This is a genomic window from Xanthobacter sp. NM-59, assembly GCF_021401125.1.
GTDB lineage: Bacteria > Pseudomonadota > Alphaproteobacteria > Rhizobiales > Xanthobacteraceae > Xanthobacter.
Genome location: NZ_JACBFQ010000008.1, coordinates 30,938 through 46,250 on the forward strand (window position 1 = coordinate 30,938; position 15,313 = coordinate 46,250).

The 15,313-nt window shown below is 66.0% G+C and carries 16 protein-coding genes and 1 tRNA gene; 1 reads left to right on the forward strand and 16 read right to left on the reverse strand.

All coding sequences use genetic code 11. The annotated features are described in order from the left end of the window. Positions 1-14 precede the first annotated feature (14 nt). A complete protein-coding gene (locus L0966_RS14600; protein ID WP_234052681.1) occupies positions 15-1,625 on the reverse strand; it encodes an ABC transporter substrate-binding protein in 1,611 nt (536 codons plus the stop codon). Positions 1,626-1,802: 177 nt separating this feature from the next. Next, the gene (locus L0966_RS14605; RefSeq protein WP_234052682.1) at positions 1,803-2,498 is read right to left on the reverse strand and encodes a GntR family transcriptional regulator; all 696 of its coding nucleotides are present in this window, start codon (positions 2,496-2,498) and stop codon (positions 1,803-1,805) included. A 245-nt stretch (positions 2,499-2,743) separates the two neighbouring features. Between L0966_RS14605 and L0966_RS14610 the strand changes: the two genes are divergently transcribed. After that, positions 2,744-2,833: transfer RNA gene (locus L0966_RS14610), tRNA-Ser, on the forward strand. Positions 2,834-3,026: 193 nt separating this feature from the next. On the opposite strand, the gene L0966_RS14615 is transcribed toward L0966_RS14610, so the two are convergent. From L0966_RS14615 to L0966_RS14675, 14 genes are all read right to left on the reverse strand, one after another. Continuing rightward, positions 3,027-4,973, reverse strand: a complete 1,947-nt coding sequence (locus L0966_RS14615; RefSeq protein ID WP_234052683.1) for a phage tail tape measure protein — start codon at positions 4,971-4,973, stop codon at positions 3,027-3,029. A gap of 1 nt (position 4,974) precedes the next feature. Beyond that, on the reverse strand, positions 4,975-5,262 hold the full coding sequence (locus L0966_RS14620; RefSeq protein WP_234052684.1) for a hypothetical protein: 288 nt from the start codon (positions 5,260-5,262) through the stop codon (positions 4,975-4,977). Between the two features lie 3 nt (positions 5,263-5,265). Continuing rightward, on the reverse strand, positions 5,266-5,775 hold the full coding sequence (locus tag L0966_RS14625) for an HK97-gp10 family putative phage morphogenesis protein (RefSeq protein ID WP_234052685.1): 510 nt from the start codon (positions 5,773-5,775) through the stop codon (positions 5,266-5,268). Further along, entirely contained in the window at positions 5,772-7,376 is a 1,605-nt protein-coding gene (locus L0966_RS14630; RefSeq protein ID WP_234052686.1) for a terminase large subunit, read from the reverse strand. Before L0966_RS14630 ends, L0966_RS14625 begins: the two co-directional genes overlap by 4 nt. Beyond that, the gene (locus L0966_RS14635) at positions 7,354-7,752 is read right to left on the reverse strand and encodes a phage terminase small subunit P27 family (RefSeq protein WP_234052687.1); all 399 of its coding nucleotides are present in this window, start codon (positions 7,750-7,752) and stop codon (positions 7,354-7,356) included. Before L0966_RS14635 ends, L0966_RS14630 begins: the two co-directional genes overlap by 23 nt. Before the next feature lies 1 nt (position 7,753). After that, entirely contained in the window at positions 7,754-8,053 is a 300-nt protein-coding gene (locus L0966_RS14640) for a head-tail connector protein (protein WP_234052688.1), read from the reverse strand. Positions 8,054-8,122: 69 nt separating this feature from the next. Next, positions 8,123-8,638 carry an HNH endonuclease gene (locus tag L0966_RS14645; RefSeq protein WP_370640980.1) on the reverse strand — a complete coding sequence of 172 codons (516 nt, stop codon included), beginning with the start codon at positions 8,636-8,638 and terminating at the stop codon, positions 8,123-8,125. A gap of 173 nt (positions 8,639-8,811) precedes the next feature. After that, positions 8,812-10,374, reverse strand: coding sequence for a phage major capsid protein (locus L0966_RS14650; protein WP_234052690.1), 1,563 nt, complete (start codon positions 10,372-10,374; stop codon positions 8,812-8,814). Then, the gene (locus L0966_RS14655; protein ID WP_234052691.1) at positions 10,374-11,582 is read right to left on the reverse strand and encodes a phage portal protein; all 1,209 of its coding nucleotides are present in this window, start codon (positions 11,580-11,582) and stop codon (positions 10,374-10,376) included. The genes L0966_RS14650 and L0966_RS14655 overlap by 1 nt, the downstream gene beginning before the upstream one ends. Before the next feature lie 93 nt (positions 11,583-11,675). Further along, positions 11,676-12,038, reverse strand: a complete 363-nt coding sequence (locus L0966_RS14660) for a hypothetical protein (protein WP_234052692.1) — start codon at positions 12,036-12,038, stop codon at positions 11,676-11,678. Then, positions 12,038-13,399 (reverse strand): DUF927 domain-containing protein, encoded by a 1,362-nt coding sequence (locus L0966_RS14665; RefSeq protein WP_255684088.1) that lies wholly within the window; start codon positions 13,397-13,399, stop codon positions 12,038-12,040. The genes L0966_RS14660 and L0966_RS14665 overlap by 1 nt, the downstream gene beginning before the upstream one ends. Then, positions 13,392-14,444, reverse strand: coding sequence for a DUF927 domain-containing protein (locus L0966_RS22280; protein WP_255688995.1), 1,053 nt, complete (start codon positions 14,442-14,444; stop codon positions 13,392-13,394). Before L0966_RS22280 ends, L0966_RS14665 begins: the two co-directional genes overlap by 8 nt. A gap of 200 nt (positions 14,445-14,644) precedes the next feature. Then, positions 14,645-14,941: a hypothetical protein gene (locus L0966_RS14670; protein ID WP_234052693.1), complete on the reverse strand. Its 297-nt coding sequence runs from the start codon at positions 14,939-14,941 to the stop codon at positions 14,645-14,647. Continuing rightward, entirely contained in the window at positions 14,938-15,144 is a 207-nt protein-coding gene (locus L0966_RS14675; protein WP_234052694.1) for a hypothetical protein, read from the reverse strand. Before L0966_RS14675 ends, L0966_RS14670 begins: the two co-directional genes overlap by 4 nt. Between the last annotated feature and the right edge of the window lie 169 nt (positions 15,145-15,313).

The window sequence follows — 15,313 nt, forward strand, 5'->3', positions numbered from 1 at the left end:
GCGGCCGGAACGGTTCAGGACTTGGTGAGGGGCCGCGCGTCGGGCTGGCGGTGGAACCAGTATTCATAGCCGCCGATCTTGGGCGTCATGGCTGAGGACAAGGCCGGCTGCCACAGGGGGATGCGCGGCACGTCGTCATAGACGATGTCGATCACCTTCTTGATGTTCGGCGCGTAGGCGGGATCGGTCACCGGCAGATCCAGCGTCTCGTTCACCAGCTTGATGACTTCCGGATTGTTGTAGTTCGAGCTGTTGAAGATGGTACCCGGCATATAGGCCCAGAAGAAATAATAGTCCGGATAGTTCAGCCAGCCGCCGAAATCGTCGAGATGCATGGGCAGGCGCTTTTCCACCGAAGCGGCGGTGCGCCAATTGGCACCGGGGATCTTCTCGATGGGCGCCTTGATACCGATCTTGGCCAGGCTCTCCTGGATCAAAAGCGCGGTGGGCTCCATCCAGGACGCAAGGTCGAGATTGATGAAGAAGGGCACGGTGAAGCCGTCCTTGTAGCCGGCCTCCGCCAACAGCGCCTTCGCCTTCTCCAGATCCTGCTTATAGGTCGAGGGCTGGGGCCAGGCGATGCCCTCCAGCTTTTCCGCGCCCCACATCGGCACGCCGGTTTCATAGGCAGCGGTCTTGAAGATGGCCTCGTAGGGCACCGCATAGGCGATGGCCTGGCGCACCCGCTTGTCCTTGAACGGCTCGAAATTCTCGTTCAAAGCCAGAACGTTGATGCAATTCTCGATGGGGGTCGAGACCACCTTGGCCTTGCCGGCCTCCTTCAGCTCCTTGGCATCCTTGGAGGGGATGTTGAACACGAGATCCACGTCACCGCGCTCGATCAGCGCCCGGCGGGTGGCCGCGGAGGGGATTTCACGCATGATGACGCGCTTGGCCTGCGGCAGCTTGCCGGAGGTCCACTTGTCATTGCGGGCGTAAACGAGCTGCTGACCGGGCTCCCAGCGCTCCACCACGAAGGCGCCGGAGCCGGCGGTATTGCGATGGAGATATTCCGTCGCCCACGGGTCTTCGGCGGTGGCGTGAGCCTTGGCCACCTTGGAATTGATGATGAAGGGCACCGGCACTGCCAGGTCCGGCAAGGTGAGCTTGGACGAGCGCGGCAGCGTGATCTTGAACGTCTTGTCGTCCACCACCTCGAACTGATCGCGCTTCTCCAGCAAGCCCGCCTTCATCTGGGTGGTGGGAAAGCCGCCCAGGCTCACGGCGCGGTCGAGAGACCACTTCACGTCCTGCGCCGTGACCGGCGAACCGTCCGCGAACACCGCATTGGGGCGCAGCTTGAAGGTGATGGTCTTGCCATCGTCGCTCACGGCCCAGCTTTCCGCCAGATCGGGCTCGATGACGCTGGAATCGTAGCTGAGGCTGCCGTCCGGCATGGTCTTCGTGCCGAACTTCACCAGCCGATCATAGGCGTTGACCGCCACCTGGTAGCTGGCGCGGTTGGTGCCCTGGCGGTGCAGGTCCAGCGAGTTGATGGTGGCGCCGGTGGCGACCACGATGGTGTCGGCAGGGGCCGCCGCGGCGGGCAGCACGCGCGCCAGAGGCAGAAGCCCGGCTCCGAGGACAACGGCGGCCGAGGACTTCAGGAACTCCCTGCGGTGCATGGGGCTCTCCCTTTCGCAATGAAGCTGATTGGATGCAAAATTACATACAATCAGTCAAAGCAAGACTCGTGCCAGCCGCAAAGCTCTGGAAGCACCATTCTTCGCCATGACGCGGCGCACATATCCTGGGCATATTGCACATCTTCGCGCCACTTGCTGCCGCCGCCAGCAGACTGCCTATGACACACTGCGGACGGGCGGGCGCGAAACCATGGCTGACGAGACATCCTTCACGGTGAGGATATGCGCTTTCATGGCCTCGTAGGCGCCGGCGCCATCCCCGGCGAGGATGGCCGTCACCACCCGGCAGTGCTCCTCGTGGGAATTGTGGACACGGTTGACGATCCGGAACTGCGCATGGCGGAAATGAAAAACGCGCCGGCGCGCATCCAGGGCCAGCTCGACCAACGCGGAATTATGCGTGCCGTCATAGATCAAGCGATGGAAGCGGGTATTCAGCTCGTCATAGGCCGTCGCATCCTCGGCTTCGGCCACAGCCGCTGCCTGTGCGTGCACGGCCGTGAGCAGAGCCTTCTCCTCAGGCGACATGCGCTCGGCCGCGAAACGGGCGCAGGCTCCCTCCAGCTCCGCCATCACCTCGAACAATTGCAGCAGCCGCTCCTGGGATTGCTGCAGCACCACTACCCCCCGGTGCGGCCGGCGCTCCACCAGACCGAGCACCGAGAGCTGGCTCAAAACCTCCCGCACGGGCGTGCGCGAGACCTGGAAGCGGTCGGCCAAAGACTGTTCGTCCAGGCGCACGCCCGGCCCGAGCACCCCGGTGACGATCTCTTCGGAGAGCACGCGGCGCAGCTGATCCACGATCAGCTCACGCTTTTCAGCCAGCTTCGCCGCACGAGGCGCTTGCGACATCACGACATACCCGGCCCTGAACCGCGCCTTGGGCGCCACCTGAGCCGGCCCCTGCACGGCCGACGCGCCATGATGCGGGAGCGAACGGCGCTCGCGCAAGAGGTGTGTCGCGCCACCGGCAGCAGGCGAGCTCAGAAAGGCTGGGATGACCCAAGGAAGCATCTTGAACGACGGGCCAGTGTCCGCTAGAAGCGCGCGATCCACTTAAGGCGTTCTGCTGGAGTATCCGGCGTTCGCACCTCTGCGGAGAGGTGGCAGAGTGGTCGAATGCACCGCACTCGAAATGCGGCATAGGCGCAAGTCTATCGGGGGTTCGAATCCCCCCCTCTCCGCCAGCAAAATCAACGACTTAGAAGACGAAAAACAGCCGCTCCGGCGGTGCTCTTGAAATCCCCAAGTCACCAGCATGCCACCAGCCACAGCGCTGCCGCCAATCGAAGCCAGCGACGCCGCCTCTTTGGCTCTCCTATGTATGTTCATGGTTTGTACCGACAGCCCCCCTGTGAAGTGGGCCTGGGCTCTGCGGTTTCAGAACCGCCTCTTGTCAGCTTCGGTCATGCGGCCTCGGGCTTTGTTCACGGCGCCCGGCACGGCCTTCATCACCTGTTCGTTGTTCGCTCGCAGCATCGGCCCCACCACGGCCCGAATCTGGTCGGCCGTCATGTTCGATCCACGCGCATCGATGGACAGGTGCGAGGTGATGCTGGCGCCTCGCGCCACCGGCTGGATCTTCGGCAGTGTGAGGCCGCGCGCCGCCATGCTGGGCACGCTCACCGGCCCGCCATTGGCATAGCCCTTGGCGCCCCGCCGCATCGCCTCCACCACGGCGACGCCGCCAGCCCGGCGGATGTCGTCCTGAGACCACACCACCTCGCCACGATGGACCACGCCCGCCGGGTCATATTTCCCGCCGGCCCCGGTGTAGCCGCCCGTGGCGTACCAGCCGGTCGTTCCGCCGGACAATGCGCCGGTCAGCCCCTTCGTGACAGCGCCAAGGAGCCCGCCACCACCAGAGCCGAGCGGGCCTTCTCCCAACAGCGCCGACTTCAAGAGCATCTGCGCCATCAGGTCGAGGGTGTCGCTCAGCACATCATTGAGGGACTTCGTGCCGTTGATGAGGCCCGTGATGCTGCTGGTGGCGATGTTGCCCAGCTCCTGCTGCATCTCCTGCATGCGCTGCTGCGACAGGCGGGTTTGCTCGATTTCCACCGTCACCCGCCCATATTGAGCCGCCAGCTCGCGCATCTGCGCCGTCTGCTCGGGTGTCAGGGTGATGTCGTGCATCTTCGCGGCAGCGAGCGCGTCCTGTTCGAATCGGTACGCTGCCGCCGCTTCAGTCGTCATGCCCAGAGCGGCTTGCTCGGTCTGGAGGTCTGCGAGGCGCAGTTGCGACGACTTGTGCAGATCGTCGTAGTCATAGGCGTTCTTCGGCCCCTTGGCCTTCGTGGCTGGCTTGCCCGCGTTCGGGTCCGGCGTCCACACCCAATCCTCGCTGGTGCCCTTACGCAATGCGCTCTTCTGCCCGGCTGCCAGCCCGGCCGCGAGCCTTGCGCGGGCGATGCTCATCGGGTCGTTTGGGTCGATCTTGGTCACGCCGGCCGGCGGGGTGTAGCCGGCGGACAGCTTTGCCCAGCCGCTCCAATTGCCCATGCTTGTCATGAAGGTCTGAACAGACTGCGCCCACGAATCGAAGGTGGTGGCCACGTTCACGATGGCGCCCTTCATGCGGGCCTCGAAGGTGAGCGAGAGCTGCTCGAACTTCGCGTTCAGGTCGCTCGCCTTGCTCACGAGTTCGCTGTCCATCACCAAGCCCAGGTCGCGGGCCTCGGCTCGGGCCTCGGCGATGGACTTTCGGCTCTCTTCGAGGAAGCGCACGAACTGCTCGCCGCCGGTGCCACCGAACACCTCGTCGGAGATGCGGATTTGGGCGGCCGTGTCGAACTTCTTCAGCCGGTCGATGATCTCCTCGAAGAGCATCACCGGGTCTTTCAGGCTCTCCTTGAGCTTGTCCGCGCTGAAGCCGAGCCGCTGGAAGGCCTCCGCGCCCGAGCCCTTGCCGGTGAGAATGAACTCGTCAGCGCGAAGCTGCATCTCCTTCAGGCCGTCGCTCAAGGCGTCGGTTGAAACCTTCGCCTGTCCCGCCGCGTATTCCAGCTCCTGGAATGGCTCCACGGCGATACCGGCCTTCTTCGCCTCCGCGCTCATGTCGGCAATGGAGGATGCGACCTGGCGCAGGGTGCTGAGCCCCTGCGTGACGCCAAGCGCGGCCAGAGCGCCGGCCAGCGCCGGCATGGCGGACATGGCAGCGCGCGCATTGGCCGCCATGGTGGAGAAGGCCGCCGATGCCTTCCCCATCTGCCCCTGGGCACGGCCTCCGAACTTGTCGAGCTCTGTGCCGGCCTTCTTCAGGCTGTTGTTGAACTCGGCGCTGTTGAGGCCAAGGTCTACGTAAAGTCCGCCGACGCTGCTCGCCATATCACGCCACCTTCGCCATGAAGTCCTTGAGGCCGGCACCGATGGCCGCGCCCACCGCCGCGAGGCCCTGGCTCTCGATCAGTTCATTCGCCCGCCTTAGATCCCAATCGGACAGGTGGGGGCTGTGCGCCATGAACATCTCGTTCGCAGTACCGGCCGCCACAAGAGCCTGTGTCGTCTGGAGGCTTGCGCCTGTCTCGCCCTGCAACTCTGCGAGCACATCCGGCATCGGCTTTCCGAGGAGCTTTTCAACAGCGACGAGGCGATTGATATTGTACTTGAAGTTCATGGCTTACCCCTTCTTTGCATTCCGCTTCGCGAGGCGCTTAGCGGTCTTTTCGATTTCCCGGCCCAACTCTTCCTTGATGATGCCGGACACCTTGTCCTGATTGGCTCGGAACGCCGGCCCGAGAAACGGTTGGGCCGGCTGCTTGATGGTGCCGAACTCTGCGAAGTGGGCCCGGTACAGGGCCGTTCCCACCTGAACCGTGGCGGAGAGGCTCTTGCCCGCGTCCGCCTTGTTCGCGGCACGGGCAGCGGCAGCGGCTTCCGTGCGGCTGGCACCTTCCGTCATGGCCTGGGCGAACGCAGTCTTGCCGGCGCTGCTGCGGTTGATCCTGACGCCGATGCTGCTCTTCAACTCGCCGGTGTCGAAAGGTGCCCAGTTCTGCGCATCTTTCTTGATCGGTTCGGCCGCCTTCTTCAGCGTCCGCTCAAGAATGTTGCGCTGCGTCGCCTTCTTGAACTGGGCAAGATTCTTGTCCAGCTCGCGGAGGCCGTCAATCTTCACCTTCATCTTCATGCCAGCACCATGAGGTCGGGCGTCCATTCCTCGCTATCGTAGATGGAACCCCCATCGCCGGCCGCCGCGAGGCTGACGGCCATCCAGGCGGCGAAGGCGCCATCGATGCGGCCGGTGCTCTTGCCCTTGTGCATGGTGCGGTTGCCGGCCTGATCGGTATGGATCGCCACATTGTCGAAGCACCAGCGCAGCACCGGATGGCCGCCGTGCCGGAACCTGCCCTGCAACACGGCCCGCTCGATCTCCGACAGGGCGGGCGATTGTGTCACCCACCCGAGCTGCATCGTCTGCACCGGCAAGCCGTCGTCCAGCAGCGGCGACATGACGGGCTGGGCATAGGCCCGGTCGAAGCCGATCTCGCGCACGGGGAAGCGGGCGCACAGGTCGCGGATGCAGTCCTCAATGGCGCGATAGTCCACCACCTGCCCCGGCGTGGGGGTGAGGAAGCCCTGTTCCGCCCACAGGGGATAGGGCACGCCATCCCGTTCCGCCCGAGTGCGCAGGGCTTCCTCAGGGCAGAACAGCCAGGGATGGACGATGTAGCCGCCTTCCCCGTCCCGCCAGCACGCCACCACGGCGGTGAGGTCGGTGGTGACGCTCATGTCCACCCCGATCCAGCACGGTTGATCCGCCAGGGCGTCGAGGTCCACCGTGCCGGCGCAGGCGTCATAAAGCCCCATGTCGAGGAAGGGGCTCGCGGACTGGTCCAGCCAGCGGTTGAGGTTGAACTGCAAGAACTGGTCGCGGGCATGGGGCGAGAGGATCGCCTTGCGGGCCTCGTCGCGGAAGCCTTCAAGGTCGGGATAGCCGTGCACCATGCCGGGGTTGAGCCGCGCCCACACCGCTTCGCTCTGCCAGTCGTCCCCCTCTTCCAGCATGAAGATGGCCGGCAGCGTGGCGGGATCATCGATCTCACCCTTCTGCACCTTCATGGCGTAGTCCACCGTCTTCCAGGCGAGGTTCTCCTGTCCCCGGCCCGAGGTGGTGGCGACGATGAGAAGCGTCTCGGGAACCTTCACCAGCGCGGAGGTGAGGGCTTCCCATTGCTTGCGACCCGCAGTGCCCTCCCAGACGTGCAGCTCGTCGGCAATCACCACGTTGGGCGTCTTGCCGTGCTGGGTCTTTCCGTCCGAGGCGACGGCCCGATAGGTGACGCGCTGGTCTGGAAAGCTGATCTCCGACTTGTAGGGCAGCGCGCGCAGGTGCTTCGCCATGCGGCGGTCGCCCGCCACGATCAGGTCAACCTCGCGATAGAGCTCAAGCGCCTGATCGTGCGCCGATGCCGCAGACACGATGAGCCCGCCCGGCTGGCGCTCCGGCCCCATCAGATGCAGCAGCGTGATGGCCGCGCAAAGGGAGGTCTTCCGGTTACCGCGCGGCACCACCAGCACCAGGCGCCGCGCCACGCGCGAGCCATCCGCGTGCCGGGGGCCGTAGAGCCGGCGGATGATCCGCTCTTGCCAGGGGTCGAGGGTGAAGGGGTGCCCCGGCGCCCGGCTCTTGGGGTGCTTCAGCTTGCGCAGCCACTGCACCGCCCGTTCGCCACAGCCCAGCGAATCGGGGATCTCCGAGCCGTCGTCAATCCAAGAGGGAATCATCATCTTCGCTGTCCCTCATGGTGGGGCGGGAACGGCTCACCGGCGTGAGGCCCAATTCGCTACCGAGCTGGCGCAGTTGCGTCATGGCGTCGTGGCGCAACTTGGCCGCCGGGTGCGGCTTGGGGATGCCGGCCTCCGTGCGATAGGTGAGGCCCTCGCTGGCGAGGATGCGGCACGCCTCTTGAAGCTGCCCGAATGCCGCGCAGTAGGCGGCAAGCGTCGGCAGGTCCGCTTCAGTCAGGGTGCGCCGCTCGTCCACCAGGATCGGCGCGACGCGCTTCCATTCCGCCTTCGCCTCCTTCGAGAGCCACGACGGGGCCGGGGGCACGGCGGTGACGGGCGCGGGTGTCACGATCTTGCCAGGGCGGGCGCCACGCATCTCAGCACACCCGCTGCCGGTAGGGGTCGATCAGGTCGAAGAAGCCCAGGGGCGCTTCAGCCAAGTCGCCCGCCATGGTTGCCTCGCGGTTCGCATAGAGGTGCCCGGCATAGAGCTTCATGGCGTGCACCAGGGGCTCGGGAACGCCATCGGTGAAATCGTCCAGCGGGCCGCACCAGCCTTCCACGACGCCGCGCGACGCCTCGATCAGGTGGGCGAAGAGGGCGTCTTCGTCGTCATGGTCGATCCGCAGATGCGCCTTGAGGTCAGCCAGCGGGAGAATGTCGAGGGTGTCGGGCATGGCTAATTCACGATTTCCCTAAGTTGAAACTCCAAATCGGCGCTCTCACTTGTGAATGGCGCTCACCGGTCAGGAAGCGAGGGGCGGAAGTCGGGAACCACCCCCGGTATTTTCACGTCCGCGTTCGGTGGATTGCTTCCATCGGTCATGGCAGGGGCGGCATAGGGGAGCCCAGTTGCTCCGGTCCCAGAACAGCTTCCGGTCGCCACGGTGGGGAATGCGGTGGTCAACCACGGTGGCGGGGGCACCGCAGCGGGCGCAGGTCTTGTGCACCTTGAGGAAGGCCGCGCGCTCGCTCTGCCATTTGGAGTCGTAGCCTCGGGCCGCAGCGGTCGGGCGGCGCTTGTCCGCCGCGGCCTTGCGCTTCTGCTCACAGGGGCACAGCTCGCGAGGGGCGATCTTGTAGCCGCAGGCGCAGCGGCGAGGCGGGAGCATGGGCATTATGTGTCTTTCCGTCACTAGCCTTGCTCTTTCGTTGGGGAACAAGGGGAACATGGGGTACAATGTTGTTTTTACAGAGCATAATCCTGTTCCCCACCGTTCCATCACTTGGGGAACACGGGGAACAGGCGGGAGGGGCTGCATCGCGCGCGCCCCTCCCGGTGAGCCCTTCGCGGTGAAGGAAGCACCGCCGGTACTCGCGACCTTGCCCACCTTGACCCTCCTTGAACCGGCCTGAGCCGGGGGCGCCAGGGAGGTGGGCTTCACGCTATCGGGCCGGCCGCTACAGGCCCTCAATCAACGGCGCCCTAAGGGGATCAGCTCGCCATGATCTTCATGGTGCGCAGGGCCTCGGGCATCACCACCAGGCCACCGACACGCCGGCGGGCGTGGAATCGCACGATGCCCTTGGTGGCCTGGGTGTAGGGATCGCGCATGATCGAGAGACCCACCCGGTCGAAGATGCGATAGGCGGTGCCGAAGTCGCCGAAGGCCATGGGCCGGGCATCGGCCGCCACATCCGCGAGGTCGGCGAACTCCATCACAGGCCGACCGAGAATGGTGGGCGGGTTGCCGGCGGCGAGGCTGTCCGCCCACAGATAGGTCCCATCCGTCGCCTTCAGCTTGCGCACGGTGGCCATGGTCTTGCGGTTCATGGCCCACACGGCCTGTCCCACATAGGCGGTGGGGATGGCGTGGTAGAGGTCAATCAGGCTGTCGCCGGTGAGGGCCGCCGCCGCGCCGCTCGCCACATCGGTGATGCCGGTATCGGCGAGGAAGCCCATGGGCTGGCCGGTGCCGGAGCCGGCGACGAAGGCGGTCGCCTCCAGCTTGGCGAAGGCAAGGCCCAGCTCGGCGGCAAGCTCACCCTCGATGTTGAAGGCCGAATCTTCCAACAGGCGCTGCGACACGTCCACCCAGCACGCGGCCTCATGGGTGGTGACGCTCACCTGTTCGTATGCCGCCGTGGTCTCGGGGCGGTCGTCCGTCTCGCCCACCCAGGCCGCTGCCGGGGCGGAGGTGCGCCGGGGGATGATGGCGCCGCCGGAGGAAAGGCCGGCCACCCGCGCGACCTGCCGCATGGGGCTGAACTCGGTCACCGTCTTCAGGATCTCCGCCATCAGCGGGTCGGGCGCCACCAGGTAGCCGGCCGAAGCGTCGTTCGCCACCGTGAGGGCCTTGCGCTCCACCTCGGGCACCAGGGCTTCGCCGCGCCGCAGGAAGGTCTCATAAGCCTTCTGTTCCAAGGTGCGGGAACCGGTGTCGGAGATGATGCCGGGGCGGTTGAGCTTCGCTTCCAGCTTGTCCAGCCGGTCGGAAAGGCCCTTCTGCACCGGCTCCACCGCCTTCGTTACGATGGCCGCCACATCCACGGTGGGCGCCTCGGTCTTGGTCTCCGGCGCTTCGGCCGTCGTTTCGCTCATGTCGGTTTGCTCCGCACCCTTCACAGCGGTCACGCGCGCGCCGGGGTGCATCGGCACGGTGACAAGAGAGACTTCCAAGAGGTCCAGAGCCGAGATGGTCCGGCCGCCGCCCTTGCGGGGAACGGCCTTCGTGGTCTGGAAGCCCACGGAGAGGCCCTTGACGGCGCCGGCCCTCACCATGGCGTGCACCTCGCGGGCGCGGGCCACGTCATCGACCAGCATCTTGCCCTTCAGTCGCAGCCCATCGGGGCTTTCGGTCGCTTCGGTCCAGGCGCCCACCGGGTCGCCCATGTCGTGGCCGAAGAGCATGGGGAGCGGCAGGCGGGCGCCCGCGAAGGCGCCCTTTTCGATCACGTCGCCCACGCGGTCCGGGAAGCCGAACGGCCAGGCGAGGCCCTCGATTTCCCCCGTGGCGCCGGCATCGATGGCCTTCAGCTCGATATCGAGGCGTTCCATCACACGGCCTCCGCATTGGTGGGACGTCCGGCATCTTCCTGCGGCGCAGCGGCGCCGGCCTGATTGGCCCCGGTGTTCGGGTTCGCGAAGGCATCGCCGCCGGCATAAGGCGGCAGGCCCTCCCAGGTGCGCGCTTCGTTGGGGTTGAGCACGCGGGAGGCGATGAGCGACGAATAGGCCGTGGCCCGGGCGCCGATGTCCGCGCGCGTGAGGTCGTCCCGGTCGAAGGTGATGCGCAGGCCGGCGGCGCGTTCCTCAGGCGTGAACAGGGCGCGGCGCAGGGCACCTTCCAGCGCGCGCAGCCAGGGTTCCAGCGTGTAGGTTAGGAACTCGCGGCCCATCTGTTCCGCGTTCGACCATGTGGCGCGCGAGAGGTCGAACAGCATCTGCGGCGGAACGCGGAAGGCGCGGGCAATGTCGAGGATCACCCCTTGCCGCAGCTCAACGAATTGCGCATCCACGCTTGACAGGGCGAGCTGTGCGTATTCGGCGCCACCTTCCAGAATGGCCGTGCCGCCGCTCTTGCCGCCACCGTGGGCAAGCTGCCACGCTTCCTTGATCCGCCGCAGGGCCTCGGGGGTGGTCTTATCCTTCAGCGTGATCATCCCGGACGGGCGGGCACCGTTGCCGAACAGACGCGCCGCATGGGCATCAAGGGTGAGGGCAAGGCCGATGCTCTCCCGCGCCAGGGAGACGGGGGCACGGCCGAAGGGTGAGCGCAGATGGACGACGCTTCCAGAGGCAAGCAACTGGCCTTGAAGACGGTAGGTGGGCTCGCCCGTGCCGTGCGGGTCGTACTCCACCGTGATGTTGCCCGGCTGATAGTGGAGGATCTCCACCGGCCGGCCGGCCACCTTGTTCACCCAGGCGAGGCCGCCGGCGTCGTAGATGAGAGCTTGGGCCACCAGATCGCGCAGGAAGCTGAAGGCGTCGGTCCAGTCGTTCACGTCACCGCGCAGCAGGGCCGCCGCCGGGTGGTCGCTCACCTCTTCGGCGCCGCGCATCACCTTCACGTCGAGGGTGGCGCCGGCTTCCGAGATGGCGCGCACTGCGCAGGCAACGGCCGGCACCGTGAGCGCGCTGGAAGGTCCGACATTCACCCCCGCAGCAGTCGGGCCGCCCGCGCCAAGAAGCGCCAGCAACGACGCATCAGGCGTGGCGATGGATTTACGCTCGGGCGTGAAGAGATGGCGGAGGCGAGAGAACATGCGGCAAGAATTGCACGCGCGCCTGTCCCGTCAACTTCAGAATGTCAAGATGATGGAAGTAAATGTGATTGGATTGGCTTTGATTGGGCTGGATTAGATGCCGCTCGTCTTGCGCAGCGCCTCAATCTCGATCCGCGCCAGCCGCTCGGCTTCGGAGCGCGAAAAGCCACCGTCATATTCGAGGATGGCCGCGCGCTCCTCGAAGGCGTCTCGCCATCTCGCTTCATCTCCGGCATCATCGTTTTCAGGTGTTACAAGGGTTACAGGTGTTACAAGATCTGCAAGTTGTTGATATAAAATTGTTTTTTCCACTACGCGACTTGTAACACCATGTGCGGGCGCTGGTGTTACGGGTGTTACAGCCGGCCGGCCCGTCGCCGTGCCGCCTTCGCGCAACCCGCGATCATGGGTGCGGGACTTGGAGGCGAAGACGGCGAAGCGGCTGAAGTCGGGCATCAGCCGAAGTCCCGCTCGGCATAGGTCGCGGGCTCGGCATCGCCAAGAATGCCGGCCGCGATGACGTAGCAGCGCACCGGATTAGCAAACCCTGGCAACCTCTGGAGGCTCTGGAGCTTCCCCCCGCCACCCGCCACCAGCAGCCCGCGCCCGTTCAGCACCTTCGCCACCGCTCCCGCGTCCAGGCCGGCGCACACCTCGCTTTTCCACGATTCCGGCAGCACCAGATATTCGATGCCGCCGCCTTCGGCCCGGCGCCGGAAGCCCACGCGGTTTGTGATGCGTTGGTCAATGGGCGCCCCGATGCCGTCGCGCGGCGCCAGTTCGCCCATGGCCTCGAAGCGCGAATTGCCGTGAAGCTCGATGAAGCGGCGCACGGCCGCGATGGCTTCCGTCTCTTCCGCCGGCTCGATACCGCCCCGCGCAGTGAGCCAGTCCCGGAAGCACCGGGCGGCGGCGCGCGTCGCCTCACCCTCGGGCCAGGGCAGGACACCGGCAGCGGTCGCCATCTCCCCGCCAGCGGCCACCAGTCCGAAGCGGGCGGCAACGCGGCTCACCTGCCCATCGGCGGCCTTGGGGCAGTTCTCGGCAATGAACTCGTCCACATAGCCCTTCACCGTGGGCGCGATGGCGTCGAAATTGTTCACCAGCGTTTGCAGGAAGACGCGGGTGGGCGTGCCGTAGTGCTCGCCGGCCGCCATCTTCAGGTGCCGGGCGAAGGCATCGGCGGAAGGAAAGCCGTGCAGGTTCTCGAACAGGCCATGGCCCGCGCCGGCATCGGCCGGGATGTCCACAATCCGCACCTGTTGGCCGGCGGCGACCTTCCGGCCGCGCCCATCCTCCGCGATTTTGTCGGACAGGCTCAACTCGCCGCTGGAGAGGAACAGCAGGCGCCATTCGGCCGGGGGCCGCGCTGAACCATCCCGGCCGGCACGCGATTTGCCGACGCCATTCGCCAGCATGTAGGCGATTTGCCCAGCCTCGCGTCCATCCACCTGCCCCATCTCGTCGAGGCACAGCAGGCAGTCGCAGTGCATGGCCGCGACGCCTTCGAGCCCGTTGGAGGTGGCGCGCCAGGTGCGCACATAGCCCCGGATGCCACCGCCGCCCCAGGCCGAACCCGCCACCACTAGCGCCGTGCTCTTCCCCGTGGAAGAGGCGCCCCGGAAGTGAAAGCCTCCGCTCTCCGCGCCGGCAGGATAGAGCAGCGGCGCCGCGAAGGCGGTCGAAAGCGCGAGCGCCAGCCGCGAATTGCCCACCGCGTACCGGCCGATATTCTCTTGCCAGCCCTCCAAGGTGCCGGCCTCCCGCAAGGCATGGTCCACCGCGCCGTTGGTCTGGAGAATGATCCGCTCACCCATTGGCGTGCTCCACGGTCTGGTTGCTGAGGGTGAAGGCGACGCCATGCCAGCCGACGCGCCCGACGCATCGGGCCTTGGTGTCGGGGCGTGCCGTCGAGATGTATTCGTGCAGAGCATCGCGGGCGAAGCGACCCGGTGCCATGATGAGCCCCAGGGACAGGAGACGCTCGCGATAGGCTGTGCCGTCACCGGCCAGCATCGCCATGGGCATGGCCCAATCTTTCACGCGCTTGTCGCGGTCGGTGATCTTCAGCAGACGGCCCCATTCCTCACCGTCCGCGCTTCGTGTTTCCGCCGACACCTCAAGGAGCGAACAGAACCACCGCCATTCGATGGTGATGATGCCGGTTTCCTTGTCGGCCTTCTCCACCCGCTTTTCGACGCCATTGGAGACGACGCGGAACGGCCACTTGATGAATTCCTCAGGTTCGCCGGCCTCGATCCGCCGCAGCGTCTCGCGCTCTTCGGCATCGCGATAGAGCGGCAGAAAGCCGGGATCGTCGCGCATCGCGGCAACGCGCTCCGCCGTCCACCCCTCTTCCAGAGCGTCGGCAATGTCCCACCCGGCCGGCAAGGCTTCGCCGCGCAACGTCTTCTCTTCGCCCTGCCAGAGCCAGGCGCCCAGGCGATCCGGCGGCAAATGGAGCACCTGGGCGGCCCCAGCGGCGCGCGCCAGCTCGCACACCTTGTCGCCATAGGCTTGGCCAGCGTCGTCATTATCGGTCGCGATCACCACCGTTCGCCCGGCGAGCGGGCTGAAGTCCGTGAGGTGCGGGCTATTGGCGCCATGGGCGGGCGTTGTCGCCACCATGTCGGGGAACAGCGCGGCGGCGGCGTCAGCGACCTTTTCGCCCTCTCCCACCAACACGGCAGCACCAGGATCGGCGGAGATTTCCGGCAGGTTCAAGAGTGGACGCAGCCCCTCCATCCCCTTTGAGCGCCAGGCGGTCTTCCCATTCGCCAGGTCGCAGAACGTCAGCGGAAGGATGGCCTTCGACGGTTTCCCCTCGCCGTCGAGAAACTCGAAGCGTGCCACGCCGAACATGAGCTTTTCAAAAGCATCGCGGTACTTCCATACTTTGACAGGCTTCCCATATTTCGGATGTCGAAACGTTTCCGGCGCCGGCGCATCGGCCGGCACGGGAACAATGGGTGTCTTTTCCCCGCGCTTCGGAGCCGCCCGCTCCGAGGCGGACGCCTCTTCCGGCGAGAGGGGGGCGAAAGCGTCATCAAGGGCAGCGTGCATCAAGCACCCCCTTTCACGTTGAGCATGGCAGCGAGACGGCGCGCGGCGTCCGCCTGGGTGAGGTCGAAGAGGTAGGCAGCGAGCGACACGGGGTCGCCGCCCGCATCGCCCGTCGCGAAGTCGCTCCACCGGCCCGAGCGCAGATTGATGGAAAAGGAGCCCGGCCGGCTGTCGGCGCGCTTGGGATTGCGCACCACGTATTCGGCTCCCTGCCGCCGGCCCCCAGGGAGCCAGCGGGCGAGGATGGAGGGCAGGGTCGCCAGAGCGGCCCCGTTGATGGCGGCAAAGTCGATCATCCGGCGAGGCCCTGACGCATGGCAACGCGAGCGGCGGCGAGGCTTTCGAAGCGGCGCAGGGACACGAACCTGCCGTTGTCGTAGATCGGGACGAAAAGGCTTGCGGCCAAAGCCGTTGCATGGTTGAAAGTGCTCGTTGAGTTTTTCTGAGTGCTGCCGCCGTTCCCGATGCCAGTCGGGGCGGCGGTTTTCTTTTTGGGCATAGGCTCACTTCCTTTCGCTCGTCGTGCGCTTTTGGTTTTCCGCCTTCGAGAACTCGCCGCACCAGTCGTGGAAACGGGCCACCGGCCACCGCGCTACTCGGCTCCGGGGATCGCGCCTCCGGCATTCGCCGTGTGAATACTTATCGTCAGGCCAAGTCTTGTGATGAAA

Excerpts from the sequence above, each read along its gene's own strand:
- L0966_RS14640 (WP_234052688.1), bottom strand. The coding sequence starts at position 8,053 with ATGCCCGACACCCTCGACATTCTCCCGCTGGCTGACCTCAAGGCGCAT.
- L0966_RS14620 (WP_234052684.1), bottom strand. The coding sequence starts at position 5,262 with ATGAACTTCAAGTACAATATCAATCGCCTCGTCGCTGTTGAAAAGCTC.
- L0966_RS14650 (WP_234052690.1), bottom strand. The coding sequence starts at position 10,374 with ATGGAACGCCTCGATATCGAGCTGAAGGCCATCGATGCCGGCGCCACG.
- L0966_RS14600 (WP_234052681.1), bottom strand. The coding sequence starts at position 1,625 with ATGCACCGCAGGGAGTTCCTGAAGTCCTCGGCCGCCGTTGTCCTCGGA.
- L0966_RS14660 (WP_234052692.1), bottom strand. The coding sequence starts at position 12,038 with ATGCCCGACTTCAGCCGCTTCGCCGTCTTCGCCTCCAAGTCCCGCACC.
- L0966_RS14605 (WP_234052682.1), bottom strand. The coding sequence starts at position 2,498 with ATGTCGCAAGCGCCTCGTGCGGCGAAGCTGGCTGAAAAGCGTGAGCTG.
- L0966_RS14615 (WP_234052683.1), bottom strand. The coding sequence starts at position 4,973 with ATGGCGAGCAGCGTCGGCGGACTTTACGTAGACCTTGGCCTCAACAGC.
- L0966_RS14665 (WP_255684088.1), bottom strand. The coding sequence starts at position 13,399 with ATGGGTGAGCGGATCATTCTCCAGACCAACGGCGCGGTGGACCATGCC.
- L0966_RS14625 (WP_234052685.1), bottom strand. The coding sequence starts at position 5,775 with ATGAAGATGAAGGTGAAGATTGACGGCCTCCGCGAGCTGGACAAGAAT.
- L0966_RS22280 (WP_255688995.1), bottom strand. The coding sequence starts at position 14,444 with ATGTTCGGCGTGGCACGCTTCGAGTTTCTCGACGGCGAGGGGAAACCG.
- L0966_RS14670 (WP_234052693.1), bottom strand. The coding sequence starts at position 14,941 with ATGATCGACTTTGCCGCCATCAACGGGGCCGCTCTGGCGACCCTGCCC.
- L0966_RS14675 (WP_234052694.1), bottom strand. The coding sequence starts at position 15,144 with ATGCCCAAAAAGAAAACCGCCGCCCCGACTGGCATCGGGAACGGCGGC.
- L0966_RS14645 (WP_370640980.1), bottom strand. The coding sequence starts at position 8,638 with ATGCAGCCCCTCCCGCCTGTTCCCCGTGTTCCCCAAGTGATGGAACGG.
- L0966_RS14635 (WP_234052687.1), bottom strand. The coding sequence starts at position 7,752 with ATGCGTGGCGCCCGCCCTGGCAAGATCGTGACACCCGCGCCCGTCACC.
- L0966_RS14630 (WP_234052686.1), bottom strand. The coding sequence starts at position 7,376 with ATGATGATTCCCTCTTGGATTGACGACGGCTCGGAGATCCCCGATTCG.
- L0966_RS14655 (WP_234052691.1), bottom strand. The coding sequence starts at position 11,582 with ATGTTCTCTCGCCTCCGCCATCTCTTCACGCCCGAGCGTAAATCCATC.